Raw genomic sequence first — 14,148 nt, 5'->3', positions numbered from 1 at the left:
CACACCGGCGCGACTAGGTTCGGCCCGCACGGGAACTTACCAACGAAGGGGATGCGAAGGAGAAGGAACGACGCCCGGCCCGTGCCGGGCCGGGAAGGCGCAATGGCAGCCGAGTCGCGTTGGGACAGGACACTGGCTTCCGAGGAGATCACGAACCGCACCGCCAGCTTCACCGGGGAGCTGCACAACGTGACCGGTGCGCGGCTGGTCGCGGAGGAGTTCCTCTACGACCTCGCCCGTGCGGCGCCGCCCGCGGCGCCCGAGCACTGGGACGACATCCTCCTCGTCGTCACGGAGCTGGCGGCCAACGCCGTGCAGTACGCTCCGGGGCCGTTCCAACTGCGACTGCGGCGTACCTTCGACGGTGTGCACGTGGTGATGCACGACACCAGCACGACGGAGCCCGCGCCGCGCCCCTTCCATCCGAGCAAGGGCGGCGGCGGCATCGGCTGGCACCTGATCCACACCCTGTCCGACCAGGTGAGCGTGGTCACCGGGGAACGGGGCAAGGACATCCACGTCTTCCTGCCCTGGTGACGGGCAGCCGCCGGGGCACCACCCCGTGTCGTCGTGGACGGCGATCCGCACGGGCCGGGCGTGACCCGTACGGGGGCAGGCGTTCGGCCGGGTGACACATCGCTTTGTCCGCGCCGGGGACCTGGGTTAGCCTCTGGCGTATTTTTCTGCTGGGGGCGACTCCGTGAACTGCGCGAACGCGGGCACGGGAGGCCGGACCGCCCGAACGGTCCGGCAGGGGGTGGTGGGTCCTCGCCGCGAGGACCCCCGGGGAGCGGAACGAGGGTGCGCATGACCAGCGACAGCACGGGACCGGTCGACGCGGTTCCGGGCGATCAGGAATTGCGCCGTCTCCTGGCGGGCCTGACGGCCGTGCGGGACGGCGACTTCGGCACCCGTCTGCCGGACGACGCGGACGGGCTGATGGGCGACATCGCCAAGGTCTTCAACGGCATGGTGGACCAGTTGTCCGTGTTCACCTCCGAGGTCACGCGGGTCTCCCGCGAGGTCGGCACGGAGGGTGCCCTCGGCGGGCAGGCGCGGGTGCCGGGGGTCTCGGGCACCTGGGCCGACCTGACGGACTCCGTCAACGCCATGGCGGGCAACCTCACCACCCAGGTCCGTGACATCGCCCAGGTGGCCACGGCGGTCGCCAGGGGGGATCTCTCCCAGAAGATCGACGTGGATGCCCGCGGCGAGATCCTGGAGCTGAAGAACACCATCAACACCATGGTCGACCAGCTCTCCGCCTTCGCCGACGAGGTCACCCGCGTCGCCCGCGAGGTCGGCACCGACGGCCGGCTCGGCGGCCAGGCCGACGTCCAGGGCGTCCGGGGCACCTGGCGCGACCTCACCGACTCGGTGAACTTCATGGCGGGCAATCTGACCAACCAGGTCCGCAACGTCGCCCAGGTGGCCACCGCCGTGGCCAAGGGCGACCTCTCCCAGAAGATCACCGTGGACGCCCGCGGCGAGATCCTGGAGCTGAAGAACACCATCAACACCATGGTCGACCAGCTCTCCGCCTTCGCCGACGAGGTCACCCGCGTCGCCCGCGAGGTCGGCACGGCCGGAAACCTGGGCGGGCAGGCCCGGGTGCGCGGGGTGTCGGGCACCTGGAAGGACCTCACCGACAACGTCAACGTGATGGCGTCCAACCTGACCGGTCAGGTGCGCTCCATCGCACAGGTGGCGACCGCGGTGGCCCGGGGCGACCTGTCGCAGCGGATCACCGTGGACGCCGAGGGCGAGGTCGCGGCGCTGGCCGACGTGATCAACACCATGGTCGACACGCTGTCGGCGTTCGCCGACGAGGTCACCCGGGTCGCCCGGGAGGTCGGCACCGACGGGCGGCTCGGCGGCCAGGCGAACGTGCCGAACGTCGCCGGCACCTGGAAGGACCTCACCGACAACGTCAACTCGATGGCCAACAACCTCACCAATCAGGTGCGCAACATCGCCCTGGTGACGACCGCGGTGGCCCGGGGCGACCTGTCCAAGAAGATCGACGTCGACGCCCGCGGCGAGATCCTCGAACTCAAGACGACCATCAACACCATGGTCGACCAGCTCTCCGCCTTCGCCGACGAGGTCACCCGGGTGGCCCGCGAGGTGGGCACCGAGGGCCGGCTCGGCGGCCAGGCCGAGGTGGAGGGCGTCTCCGGTACCTGGAAGCGCCTCACGGAGAACGTCAACGAGCTGGCCGGCAACCTCACCCGCCAGGTCCGCGCGATCGCCGAGGTCACCTCCGCCGTCGCCGAGGGCGACCTGACCCGCTCGGTCAACGTGGAGGCGTCCGGCGAGGTCGCCGAGCTCAAGGACAACATCAACGCCATGGTGGAGTCCCTGCGCCAGACCACGCGGGCCAACCAGGAGCAGGACTGGCTCAAGACCAACCTCGCCCGCATCTCCGGCCTGATGCAGGGGCACCGGGACCTGCCCGTCGTCGCCGAGCTGATCATGGACGAGCTGGTGCCGCTGGTGTCGGCGCAGTACGGCGCCTTCTACCTGGCCGAGGACGGGGACGACGGCCCCGAGCTGCGGCTCGTCGGCTCCTACGGCTACCCGGAGGACACGGCCAGACCCACCCGCATCGCCTTCGGCCGTACCCTGGTCGGCCAGGCCGCCCGCAGCCGGCGCACCATCACGGTGAACGAGCTTCCGCCGGGCTACCTGACCATCTCCTCGGGGCTCGGCGAAGTGGTCCCGGCCGCGCTGGTGCTGCTGCCCATCGTGGTCGAGGGGCAGGTCCTCGGGGTCATCGAACTGGCCTCGGTCGCCGCGTTCAGCCAGATCAACCGGGACTTCCTGGACATCCTGATGGAGACCATCGGCGTCAACGTCAACACGATCGTGGCCAACGCGCGTACCGACGAACTCCTCGCCGAGTCGCAGCGCCTGACCGGCGAACTCCAGGCCCGTTCCGCGGAGCTGCAGACCCAGCAGGAGGAACTCCAGCACTCCAACGCCGAGCTGGAGGACAAGGCGTCCCTGCTCGCGGCGCAGAACCGGGACATCGAGGCGAAGAACCTGCAGATCGAGCAGGCCAGGCAGGAGCTGGAGGCACGCGCCCAGCAGCTGTCGCTGGCCTCGAAGTACAAGTCGGAGTTCCTGGCCAACATGAGCCACGAGCTGCGCACCCCGCTCAACAGCCTGCTCATCCTGGCCCAGTTGCTCGCCCAGAACCCCTCGCGCAACCTCACCCCGAAGCAGGTCGAGTACGCGGGCATCATCCACTCGGCGGGCTCGGACCTGCTGCAGCTGATCAACGACATCCTGGACCTGTCGAAGGTCGAGGCGGGCAAGATGGACGTCTCCCCCGAGCGCGTGACGCTGGGCCGGCTCATCGAGTACGTCGAGGCCACCTTCCGGCCCATGACGAGCCAGAAGGGCCTGGAGTTCACCGTCACGACGGCCCCCGGGGCACCGGCGGACCTGCTGACCGACGACTCCCGGCTGCGACAGGTGCTGCGCAACCTGCTGTCCAACGCGGTGAAGTTCACCGAGCGGGGCGGCGTGGCGCTGGCCGTCGAACCGGCACCGGACGACGAGGTGCCTGGGGGCGTGGTGCGGGGCGGGCCCGTGGTGGCCTTCCGGGTCAAGGACACGGGCATCGGCATCCCCGAGCAGAACCTGGAGTCGATCTTCGGCGCCTTCCAGCAGGCGGACGGCACGACGAGCCGCAAGTACGGCGGCACCGGGCTCGGCCTGTCCATCACACGGGAGATCGCCCAGCTCCTCGGCGGCGCCGTCACGGTGGACAGCACGCCCGACCGGGGCAGCACCTTCACGCTCTACCTGCCGGTGGCCCGGCCCGACTTCGAGGACCTGCTGGCCCGCGGCCCGGAGCAGCTGCCTGCCGACGCGTCCGCCGGCGTTCTCGACCGTCCGGCCCCGGTGGCCGAACCGACCGGCGGCCACCGTGGGCGGCCGCGGCGCCTGCTCGTCGTGGAGGAGCGGCCGCGCGGCCTGCTGACCCTCGTCGCGGAGAGCGTGGTCGCCGACCTGACGCACGGGCGGGACGACGCCGGCGACCGGCCCCCGCTCGACGTCATCACGGCCGTGGGCGCCGAGGAGGCCGCCGGAGCGCTGGCCGCCGAGCCGTGCCACTGCGTCGTCCTGGAGCTGGGCATGCCGGACGGCGAGGCGTCCCGCTTCCTGCGGGCGCTGCGGGGCGACTCGGCGCTGGCGAGCGTGCCGGTGCTCGTGCACAGCGGTCACCGCGCGGACGCCGCCGTGGAGGAGGACCTGCGCTCGCGCGCGGCAGGCGGGGCCCTGGAGTTCCTGTCCGGCCTCGACGAGCTGCGCGAGCGCATCGCGCTGCACCTGGCCGCCGAGGAACCCGGGGACGTGCTGTCCCTGGTGCGGCCGGAGGAGCCGCCGCGTCCGGACCCGCGGGCCGGTCAGGGTCCGCCCGCCGGGCGCACCGTCCTCGTCGTCGACGACGACGCGCGCAACCTGTTCGCGCTCAGCGGGATCCTGGAGCTGCACGGTTTCCGGGTGCTGCACGCGGAGAACGGCCGCCGTGGCATCGAGGCGCTCGTGGACCACCCGGACGTCGCGCTGGTCCTGATGGACGTGATGATGCCGGAGATGGACGGCTACACGGCGACGGCCGAGATCCGCCGCATGCCGCGGTACGCCGAGCTGCCGATCATCGCGGTCACGGCCAAGGCGATGCCGGGCGACCGGGAGAAGAGCCTGGCCTCGGGTGCCAGCGACTACGTCACCAAACCCGTCGACACCCAGGACCTGATCGCCTGCGTCCGCCGGTGGCTGCCCGCATGAGCGTGCCCGAGCGGCCCGGCGAGCCGGGCGGCGGTGTCCGGCGGGACCTGTCCGAGCCGGTCGGCATGGCGCCGCTGTCGCCCGTGGGCAGGCTGGCGGCCACGGTGGACCGGCTCAGCCGCGAGGTGCGCGCCGCCCAGGCGGAGGCCGAGGGCCGGGCGCTGGTCGAGCTGGCCAAGGGCATCCTGGTCGCGCGGCTCGGCTGTGGCCCGGCCGAGGCCGCCCGGCAGCTCGCCGAGCTGGCCGAGCAGTCCCGGGCGACGCCGCTGGAGTTCGCGGTCGACGTCATCAACCAGGCTGCCCGGGACCGCGTGTCGGAGGTGACGGACGCGTTCCTCGCGGCCACCGCCGCGGTGCGGGCCACGGACTCCGAAGAGGACACGCACGGCGCGGGTGCCGAGGAGGCGGTGGCGGAGTCCGCCGCCGTACGCCTGCGGGCGGCCGAGAGCGGCGCACTGGCCGCGGACGACACCCAGGCCGTCGCCGACGCGCTGCTGGAGCAGGCGCTGCGCCCGCTCGGCGCGGTCGCGGTGGCCATCTGGTCGGCCGGGTACGACGGGGCGCTCACCCTGGTGGGCAGCGCCGGGTTCCCGCCCGCGGAGGCGGCCCGCTGGCGCTACGTGCCGCCGGACGTGGCGACGGTGGCCCGGTGCGGACTGACCGAGCGCTCGGGACAGTGGTTCGCCTCCCTCGCCCGGACGGGGCTGCCCAGCGTGGGCCGGCACCAGTACCCGGACGGCGGCAGGGTCGCCGTGCCCGCCGGCACCGGGGGGCGCATCCACGGCGTGCTGGAGATCGCCTGGCCGGTGCCGCTGGCCCCGCAGCCCCCGCAGGTGGTCCGTCAGGTGGAGGCCCTGGCGGAGCTGTGCGCGCACACCCTGGAGTCGTACACGCCGCCGCGCCGGCCCGGGCAGGAGCCGCGGGTCGTCCCGGACGCGGTGGAGCTGATGGACCTGGCCGACGGGCTGCACGACCCCGCCCTGGTGCTGGTGCCGCACCTGGACGCGGCGGGGCATCTGGCGGACTTCCGCATCCAGCACGTGAACAAGCGCTTCATGGATCCGGCCGGACGGCCGCGGGCCGTGGTGGGCGGTGCGCTGCTCCTCGAGGCCTATCCGATGGCCGCCGGGGACAGCGAGCTGTTCCAGAACGTGGAGCGCGTGTACGCCACGGGCGAGCCGTTCCGCGCCCGGCATCTGAACCTGACCGCGCTGGTGGACCAGGTGCCGCTGTCGGCGGTCGCGGACATCAGCGTCAGCCGGCACGGCAACGCCGTGCTGCTCATCTGGCGCATCGAGGACGAGACCGCCCGGCTGGCCAGCCTTCTCCAGCACGCCCAGCGACTCGGCCGCATCGGCGGTTTCGAGGAGAACCTGCTGACCGGCGAGATCACCTGGAACGGACAGCTGTTCGACCTGTACGGGCGCCCGCACACGAGCACGCCGGTGCCGCTGGAGGAGCTGGCCGCCCACGCCCACCCGGACGACGCGGTCACCATCGGGCGGTTCCTGCGCACGCTGCTGCACCACCGGCGTTCGGCGTCGGCGGCGTTCCGGCTGCGGCGGCCCGACGGCGTGACCCGACACGTGCGGGTGGTGGCCGAGCCGGTCCTGGACACCGACGACCGGCTGCTCCTCGTACGGGGTGCCTGCCAGGACATCTCGGCCCAGCACTGGACGGAGGTGGCGCTCGCCGCGACCCGCGACCAGCTGGCGCACACCGAGCAGCAGGCCGTCGAACGCAACCGGCTCACCCTGCAGTTGCAGCACGCCATCATGCCGCCCGCCCAGACCCCGCTGCAGGTGCCGGACCTCCAGGTGGCCGTCCGGTACCGGCCCGCGGAGACGGAGCAGCTGGTGGGCGGCGACTGGTACGACGCCGTGATGCTGCCGAGCGGGCTGGTGCTGCTGTGCGTGGGGGACGTCGCCGGGCACGGGATAGAGGCGGCGACCAGCATGGTGGTGCTGCGCAACGCGCTGCGCGGTCTCGCGGTCACCGGGGCCGGTCCCGGACAGCTGCTGTCCTGGCTCAACATCGTGGCGCACCATCTGACGGGCGGGGTCACCGCCACGGCGGTGTGCGGTCTGTACGACCCGGCCCGGCGCACGCTGCGCTGGGCCAGGGCGGGCCATCTGCCGCCGGTGCTGGTACGGGGCCCGGGGGCCAAGCCGCTTCCGCTGGTGCGGGGCATGCTGCTGGGGGCGGTGGCGGAGGCCGCGTACGAGGAGGCGGAGGCGCAGCTGGCCGCCGGGGACACGCTGCTGATGTACACCGACGGTCTGATCGAACGCCGCGACCGGCCGGTGGAGGAGGCGCTGGCCCAGCTGCTGAGCACGGTGCGTCCGACGCCGAACACCCTGGACCAGCATCTGGACCGGCTGCTCACCTACAGCAGGTCGGACACGGACGACGACACGTGTCTGGTGGGCATCCGGGTGGGCTGAGGCACGGCGGCGACCGGTCCGGCCGGCAGGCATGGAGACGGGTTTCGGGGGTATCCGCCCGGCGCGGTGGGCCACACTCCGGTCCGCCGCGTCGCCGCGTTCGTTGGAGGTACACGTGCCCATGGCCCAGAACCCGCTGTCCGTCGAGGTGACGCTGCCCCGGGAGGATGTCGCGCTGCTCGAGGTGGAGGGGTACCTGGACGTCGACACGGCGACCGAGTTCCAGCACCATCTGGCCAACCAGCTCCACCACGGCCGGCGGCACTTCCTGCTTGATCTGTCGGCGGTCCCGTTCATGGACTCGTCCGGCATGAACATCATCCTGCGGGTCTATCAGGAGGCCCGCGAGCTGCCGGGCAGCGTGCATATCATCGCGCCGGCCCCGGCGGTGCTGCGCGTCCTGGACCTGACGGGGGTGAGCATCACGGTGCCGGTCTCGGAGAGCCTCGACGAGGCCCTCGCCCGTGTGGACGCCCAGCCGGAGGGTCCGCGGGTGCCCGACGCCTGAGCCGCGGCACGCCCGTGTTCCCGTCCCGTACCGGTCGCGCGGAAGCAGGTGACGCGCCAGGTCGGCGGGTGGTTAGAGTTGTCGACCGGCTGGGTCACGTCGCCGGCACACCGTCCCGGTCGGGGTGGGGTGCGACGCAACGCGGATGAGGAGTGGGACAGGTGCCGGAACAGGCGGAGGGAACGGCGGGAGCGCCGACGCGCGAGGTCAGGGACTTTCTGCGGCGCCGCCGTGAGCAGATCGCCCAGCGATGGGCGGACGAGCCCTTGTTCCGGGCCGTGTTCACCGTCTCGCGCGACGAGGCGGTCGAGGCGGGCAAGGCCGTCGTGGACGCGCTGGCCCAAGTCGCGGACGCGGCACGGGTCGAGGACCCGGACGCCGCCGGATTCACGGCGGTGCGCGAGCAGTTGGCCAGAATGGGCGCAGCCCGTTCGCGCGCCGGGCTGAGCACCGCGCAGGTGTCGAACGAGCTGGCCGCGCTGCGTCCCCCCGTCGAGAACCTGCTGGTGGCCGACCTGCCCGAGCAGGCCCCGGCCGAACACGTCCGGGAGTGTGTCACCGCGCTGAACGTGCTGATGGGCACCCTGCGGGTGGTGGTGATGCAGACGGCGCTCAGCGAGGGGCAGGCGCTCATCGACCGCCAGCGGCTGCAGTTGCTGGAGGTGGCCACGCCGGTCATCAAGCTGTGGGACGGCATCGTGGCCGTTCCGCTGATCGGCACGCTGGACAGCGCGCGCAGCCAGGTGGTGATGGAGACCCTGCTGGAGTCCATCGTGGAGCAGCAGGCGCGCTACGCGATCCTGGACATCACCGGCGTGCCGACCGTCGACTCGCTGGTGGCGCAGCACCTGATGAAGACGGTCGCGGCGGCCCGGCTCATGGGCGCCGAGTGCATCGTCTCCGGCATCCGGCCCGCGATCGCGCAGACCATGGTCCACCTCGGTCTGGACCTGGGCACGGTGGTCACCCGGGCGAGCCTCGCCGACGCGCTGGGGTACGTGCTGCACCAGCTCGGGGTCGGCATCGTGACGCCCGGCACGAACGGTGCGGTCGCGCGGTGAGCCAGGCGTTTCCCGGGCCCCACGGGGCTCCGGTGACGGGGCATGTACCGGTCCTGCGGCTCGGCGAGGTCCTCCTGGTCACCCTTCAGGGGGATCTGCACGACAGTACGGCGCAGCAGCTCCAGGAGGATCTCGCCGAGACCATCGTGCGCGCCGGCGCCACCGGCGTGGTCATCGACGTCTCGGGCGTGGAGATCGTCGACTCCTTCCTCGGCCGGGTCCTGGCCGAGATCGCCGGGCAGACCGGTCTGCTGGCGGCGCGGACGGTGCTGGTCGGGATGCGGCCCGCGGTGGCCATCACGTTGGTGGAGCTGGGGCTGACGCTGCCGGGCGTGCACACCGCGCTCAGTACCGAGGTGGCCATGGAGCTCCTCGGGCAGCAGGCCCCGTCGTCCCGCTTCGGCGGCCTGCGCCGGGAGAGTCAGTGATGCACACCGCCGCGGGCTCCCAGGCCCGCCTGCCGATCCGTTCGGACATGGATCTGGTATGGGTGCGACAGCATGTGCGCCAGGCCGCCGCCCAGCTCGGCTTCGGCCTGGTGGACCAGACCAAGCTGGTCACGGCGGCCAGTGAGCTGGCCCGCAACACGCTGGTGTACGGCGGTGGCGGCACGATGGAGACGGAGTCGCTCATGGAGGGGACCACGCACGGGCTGCGGCTGACCTTCAGCGACGAGGGGCCCGGCATCCCGGACCTGGAACAGGCGCTCAGCGACGGGTTCACGTCCGGCGACGGACTCGGCATGGGGCTGGGCGGCGCGCGGCGCCTGGTGCACGAGTTCGCGATCGAGAGCGCCCCGGGCTCCGGAACGACGGTGCGGGTGGCGTCCTGGGTGGGCCGGCCGCCACGCCCGCGGGAGGAGTCCTGATGCCCCGCGTGTGGGACGTCCCGGTGCACGACTCGACCCGGGTGCGGGACGCCCGGGTGGCCGCCGAGCACGCGGCGGCCCTGGCCGGTCTCGACGAGCAGCGGACCTCGGCGGCGGCGCTGGTGGCGACCGAGCTGGCCACCAACCTGCTCAAGCACGCCGGGGGCGGCCGGGTCGTCGTCGACGTGGTCGACCCTCCCGTCCTCGCGGCCGGCGGGCAGCCGAGGCCGCGCGTGCAGGTCGCGACGGTCGACCACGGCCCGGGGATCGCCGACGTCTCCGCCGCGCTGCGCGACGGTTTCACCACCACGGGCTCCCTGGGGGCGGGCCTCGGCACCTGCGCGCGCGTCGCCGACGACTTCGACCTGCACAGCGTCCCCGGCCGGGGCACGGTGGTGGTCGCCCGGATCGGCGTGTCCGGGTCCCGCGCCGCCGATCCCGGTCCGGCGGGACGGTTGCGGGCCGGCGCGGTGAACGTCCCGTTCGGCGGCGCGGAGTACTCGGGCGACGCCTGGGCCTGGGTCCGGGACGGCGACCTCGTCACGCTGATGCTGGCCGACGGTCTGGGCCACGGCCCGGAGGCCGCCCGTGCCTCGACCGCCGCCGTGGAGGCACTGCGCGCCTCGGCCCACCTGCCGCCCGGCGAGGCGGTGCGGCGACTGGACCGGGCGCTGTCCGGCACCCGCGGCGCCGCCGTCGCGGTGGCCCAGGTCGACACGCGGGCCTCGGTCCTCCGGTTCACCGGCGTCGGCAACATCGGGGCGCGGCTGTGCGAGGGCGGCACCTGGCGGCACCTGGTGTCGCGGCCCGGCATCGTCGGCACCCACCGGCCCACCACGCTGCGCGAGGAGGAGACCGCCTGGGCCGACGACCGGGTGCTGGTCCTGCACAGCGACGGTCTGCCGAGCCGCTGGTCGCCGACGTCCGACACCTGCCGCACCACCACCGACCCGGCGGTGACCGCCGCCGTCACGATCCGTGACGCCAGCAGCTCGGCGCGGCCCGTGCGGGACGACACCGCCGTCGCCGTGCTGGCCCCGAACCCGCCGGATGGCCCATGACCCGAACCTGGCAGATCAGCGACGTCACCGGCGCGGCGGCGGCACGCATCGCCGCCGCACGTCTGGCGACGGCCCTCGGTGTGCCGCCCGTGGAACGCGCGCGGCTGACGGCCGCCCTCGGCGCACAGCTGCGGCAGTGTCTGACCAAGGGCGGCACCTGGCGGCTCACCCTGGAGACGGGCACGCTCTCCCGCACCGCTCCGGAGGCCGGGCAGCGCGTGCTGCACGCCGTGGTGACGCCGTCGCCCGAGGCCGCTGCCGCGGGACAGCCGCCGTGGCGGGTCACGGTGCCGTGCCCCGAGGCGTCGGCGGACGTCGGCGCCGCCGCCGTGGCGGACGACCCGGCGGAGCTGGCTGAGGCACTGCTGGGTGCCGACGAGGACACGGCGCTGGTGCTGGAGCGGCTCACCGAGCAGGAGGGCCTGGTCGACTTCCACCGGGAGGAGCTCCAGCAGACGAACCAGGGCGTGGTGGCGCTGCACGCCGAGCTGGACGCCGCCGGGCGGGCCCAGCGCGAGGCGTTCGCCGCCGAGCGCAAGGCGCGTACGGAGGCGGAGCACGCCCGGCGCAGGCTGACGTTCCTCGCGGACGCGAGCGCGGTGCTGACGGCGTCACTGGACCATCACGAGATCGTCCGCAGGCTGCCGGAGCTGCTGGTGCCGGAGTACGCGGACGGTGTGGACATCTGGCTGTTCGACCAGGACGGCGACCGGCCGGGGCCCGCCCACGCGGCCGCCGCGGTGGTCGCCGCCCGCACCGGTCGCCCGCAGTACGCCGCCGCGCATCCCGGCGGACTGCCCGGCGTCGACGACCAGCCGCCCTCGGCGCTCGCCCCGGACCGGCCCCTGCTGTGCATCCCGCTGCCGACGCGGCAGGCGCCGCTGGGCGTGGTGACCCTGTCCCCGCCCGGGGACCGCTGGGACCCGGACGACGCCGTGATGCTGGTGGAGCTGACCCGGCGGGCCAGCATCGCGATCGATCACGCCCAGCGCTACCAGCACAACCGCGACATCGCCGAGACGCTCCAGCGGGCCCTGCTGACGGAGCTGCCGGCCCCGCCCGGGCTCGCCCTGGCCGCGCGCTATCTGCCGGCCACCCACGGGCTGAACATCGGCGGCGACTGGTACGACGCCTTCCGGCAGCCCGACGGCGGTGTCATCGCCGTGGTCGGGGACGTCACCGGGCACGGGCTGCGGGCGGCCGTGATGATGAGCCAGCTGCGCACCGCGCTGCGCGCGTACGCGGTCGACGGGGGCAGCCCCGGGCAGTTGCTGACCCAACTGCACACCTTCCTGCACCACTTGCAGCCCGACCTGTTCGCCACCGCGGTCATCGCCCGCTTCCACCCCGACGACCCGACGGTGACGTGGGCGGCCGCCGGTCATCCGCCGCCGGTGCTGCGTACCCCGGACGGACGGGTTCGCACCCTGGACGCCAAACCCGGTGCGATGCTCGGCATCCCGATGCGCCAGGTGATCGCGGACCACAGGGTGCCGATGGCGCCCGGTTCGACGCTCGCGCTGTACACGGACGGTCTGGTGGAGCGCCGCGCCCGCGGCATAGACCCGGGCATCGCGCGGCTGGCGGACGCGCTCGGGTCGTTCGGTCCGGCGGAGCTGGACGCGGACCTGGAGGGCTCGGCCGACGGGATCCTGCGTCCGATGCTCAGCGACTCCGAGCGGGACGACGACGTGTGTCTGCTGCTGTGTCACCTGCGTGGTACGGACTGATCCCCGGGAAATTTCCGAGCGGTTCGCTCCCGCCCGGTGCGCTGCGGGCCCGGGCGGGGCATGGTGGTGATCAGGACGTGTCGCCTGCCTGCCGCACCCGGCTGGCCGAGGCGGTGCGGGCGCGGTGGCATGGACGAGGTGCGAAGCGGCGATCCACGGGCAGGCGAACGGCGTTCGCGGCAGATGGCCCCGGAGTCGCAGAAAGGGATGAACACCGTGACACGACCCAGGATCCTGGTGGTGGGCGCAGGTTTCGCCGGCGTGGAGTGCGTCCGTCGTCTGGAGCGGCAGCTCTCCCCCGGCGAGGCCGACGTCACCCTGGTGACGCCGTTCTCCTACCAGCTCTATCTCCCCCTGTTGCCGCACGTCGCCGCCGGGGTGCTCGCCCCCCAGTCGATCGCGCTCTCCCTGCGCCGCAGCAGCCGCTACCGGACCCGGATCATCCCGGGCGGCGCCATCGGGGTGGACCTCGAGGCGAAGGTCTGTGTGGTGCGCACCATCACCGACCGGATCGTCAACGAGCCCTACGACTACATCGTGCTGGCGCCCGGCAGCATCACCCGCACCTTCGACATCCCGGGACTCACGGACAACGCGTTCGGCATGAAGACGCTGGCGGAGGCCGCGTACGTCCGCGACCACGTCATCTCCCAACTCGACCTCGCCGACGCCAGCCAGGACCCCGCGGAGCGTGCCTCCCGGCTGCAGTTCGTGGTGGTGGGCGGCGGTTACGCGGGCACCGAGACCGCGGCGTGTCTGCAACGGCTGACGCACGCGGCCGTCAAGCGCTACAACCGGCTGGACCCGGCGCTGATCAAGTGGCATCTGATCGACATCGCGCCGAAGCTGATGCCGGAGCTGGGCGAGAAGCTCGGCCGCGACGCGCAGCAGATCCTGACCCGGCGCGGCATCGACATCTCCCTGGGCGTGTCCATCGCCAAGGCGGCGCCCGAGGAGGTCACCTTCACGGACGGCCGGGTGGTGCCCACCCGCACGCTGATCTGGACGGCGGGCGTGGTGGCGAGCCCGCTGATCGCGACGCTGGGCGCGGAGACGGTCAGGGGACGGCTCGCGGTCACCGCCGAGATGTGCCTGCCGAACCACGACGGCGTGTTCGCGCTGGGCGACTCCGCGGCCGTACCCGACCTCGCCAAGGGCCAGGAGGGCGCCGTCTGCCCGCCCACCGCCCAGCACGCGATGCGGCAGGGGCGGCACGTCGCCGAGAACCTCATCGCCACCCTGCGCAACCAGCCGCTGCGGCCGTACGTCCACAAGGACCTGGGGCTCGTCGTCGACCTCGGCGGCACCGACGCGGTCTCCAAGCCGCTCGGGGTCGAGCTGACGGGCCTGCCCGCGCAGGCGGTGGCCCGCGGCTACCACTGGTCGGCGCTGCGCACCGGCGTGGCCAAGGCCCGGGTCGCGGCGGACTGGGCGCTCAACGCCGTCGCCGGCGACGATTTCGTCCGCACCGGTTTCCAGGCCCGCAAGCCCGCCAAGCTGAAGGACTTCGAGTACACCGACGCCTATCTGACACCGGAACAGGTGCGGGAGCGGGTCGCGGAGGCGGACCGGGCCAAGCGGTGACCCCCGGCCGCCCCCACCTCCCGTAACGGACCGGGGCATGACATGCTGAGAAGTGGATCTCGGCGTGAACCGGCCGGGGCGTGGCTGGA

At 73.2% G+C, this 14,148-nt stretch carries 10 protein-coding genes; all 10 read left to right on the top strand.

Features of this window, described 5'->3' with window-relative positions:
* The first annotated feature begins 102 nt into the window (after nucleotides 1-102).
* The gene (locus tag C4J65_RS32605; RefSeq protein ID WP_087811184.1) at nucleotides 103-537 is read left to right on the top strand and encodes an ATP-binding protein; all 435 of its coding nucleotides are present in this window, start codon (nucleotides 103-105) and stop codon (nucleotides 535-537) included.
* Nucleotides 538-807: 270 nt separating this feature from the next.
* On the top strand, nucleotides 808-4,803 hold the full coding sequence (locus C4J65_RS32600; protein WP_115745663.1) for a HAMP domain-containing protein: 3,996 nt from the start codon (nucleotides 808-810) through the stop codon (nucleotides 4,801-4,803).
* The gene (locus tag C4J65_RS32595) at nucleotides 4,800-7,247 is read left to right on the top strand and encodes a SpoIIE family protein phosphatase (protein ID WP_115745662.1); all 2,448 of its coding nucleotides are present in this window, start codon (nucleotides 4,800-4,802) and stop codon (nucleotides 7,245-7,247) included. The genes C4J65_RS32600 and C4J65_RS32595 overlap by 4 nt, the downstream gene beginning before the upstream one ends.
* 115 nt (nucleotides 7,248-7,362) lie before the next feature.
* The gene (locus C4J65_RS32590; protein WP_115745661.1) at nucleotides 7,363-7,755 is read left to right on the top strand and encodes an STAS domain-containing protein; all 393 of its coding nucleotides are present in this window, start codon (nucleotides 7,363-7,365) and stop codon (nucleotides 7,753-7,755) included.
* A 161-nt stretch (nucleotides 7,756-7,916) separates the two neighbouring features.
* A complete protein-coding gene (locus tag C4J65_RS32585; RefSeq protein WP_115745660.1) occupies nucleotides 7,917-8,816 on the top strand; it encodes an STAS domain-containing protein in 900 nt (299 codons plus the stop codon).
* Nucleotides 8,813-9,244, top strand: coding sequence for an STAS domain-containing protein (locus C4J65_RS32580; RefSeq protein WP_115745659.1), 432 nt, complete (start codon nucleotides 8,813-8,815; stop codon nucleotides 9,242-9,244). The genes C4J65_RS32585 and C4J65_RS32580 overlap by 4 nt, the downstream gene beginning before the upstream one ends.
* The gene (locus tag C4J65_RS32575; protein WP_115745658.1) at nucleotides 9,244-9,684 is read left to right on the top strand and encodes an anti-sigma regulatory factor; all 441 of its coding nucleotides are present in this window, start codon (nucleotides 9,244-9,246) and stop codon (nucleotides 9,682-9,684) included. The genes C4J65_RS32580 and C4J65_RS32575 overlap by 1 nt, the downstream gene beginning before the upstream one ends.
* Nucleotides 9,684-10,745 (top strand): ATP-binding SpoIIE family protein phosphatase, encoded by a 1,062-nt coding sequence (locus C4J65_RS32570; RefSeq protein WP_115745657.1) that lies wholly within the window; start codon nucleotides 9,684-9,686, stop codon nucleotides 10,743-10,745. Before C4J65_RS32575 ends, C4J65_RS32570 begins: the two co-directional genes overlap by 1 nt.
* Nucleotides 10,742-12,475 (top strand): GAF domain-containing SpoIIE family protein phosphatase, encoded by a 1,734-nt coding sequence (locus C4J65_RS32565; RefSeq protein ID WP_115745656.1) that lies wholly within the window; start codon nucleotides 10,742-10,744, stop codon nucleotides 12,473-12,475. The genes C4J65_RS32570 and C4J65_RS32565 overlap by 4 nt, the downstream gene beginning before the upstream one ends.
* A gap of 207 nt (nucleotides 12,476-12,682) precedes the next feature.
* Nucleotides 12,683-14,059: an NAD(P)/FAD-dependent oxidoreductase gene (locus C4J65_RS32560; RefSeq protein ID WP_162833463.1), complete on the top strand. Its 1,377-nt coding sequence runs from the start codon at nucleotides 12,683-12,685 to the stop codon at nucleotides 14,057-14,059.
* Nucleotides 14,060-14,148: the final 89 nt, after the last annotated feature.

The sequence above is a fragment of the Streptomyces sp. CB09001 genome, from assembly GCF_003369795.1.
Taxonomy (GTDB): Bacteria; Actinomycetota; Actinomycetes; order Streptomycetales; family Streptomycetaceae; genus Streptomyces.
The sequence above is the reverse complement of the archived record's forward strand: the minus strand, read 5'-3'. Positions and strand labels throughout refer to the sequence as shown.